Here is a 532-nt window from a genome sequence, read left to right as displayed (position 1 = left end):
AATGTGGCTTTTTTCAGCCTGTTGTTCACACTGACGACAGGCGTATTTCGGGCGAACATATTCCAACACTTTTAGGACGGCGGGCGTAAACTCAAGCTTTTCACTGCGGTCTTCGCCGATTTTATGCAGAGCGTGTTGGCAGCATGAGCACTGTTTGTCGTGCTCATCTAGGTCAAGCTCGATAATTTCACGTGGCAAGTCTTTAGGAAGCGGTTGACGTTTACCACGACGTTTGATTGTCGTCGTGGTGATAACCTCATCTTCCGATTTCGCCGCTTCACATTCCGCCTCATTAAAGAGGTCACCCTGTGCTTCGTTATACGGTTTTAACGCTTCCGAGCGTTTGGCGAATTGACGGTCAAGGGCCAGTTTAAACTGCTCAATTAAGGATTGGCGCTCTTGTTGCCACTCTTTTTTCTCCGACATCAACGCTTTCACCATGGCTTGAAGCTCGGCGATGTCTTGGCTTTCTGGGTTAATATCGGGCGTCTTTTTCATGGCATTGATTATACTAAAAACACCACGTCAAGGC

At 47.7% G+C, this 532-nt stretch carries 1 protein-coding gene; it reads right to left on the bottom strand.

Going from position 1 to position 532, the window contains the following annotated elements:
* Window positions 1-498: IS66 family transposase zinc-finger binding domain-containing protein (locus PL85_RS16980; protein ID WP_208895743.1), on the bottom strand; the 498-nt coding region annotated here is incomplete at its 3' end.
* Between the last annotated feature and the right edge of the window lie 34 nt (window positions 499-532).

The organism is Vibrio anguillarum, assembly GCF_001989995.2.
Lineage (GTDB): Bacteria > Pseudomonadota > Gammaproteobacteria > Enterobacterales > Vibrionaceae > Vibrio > Vibrio anguillarum.
This window is presented reverse-complemented; position numbering and strand designations above follow the sequence as displayed.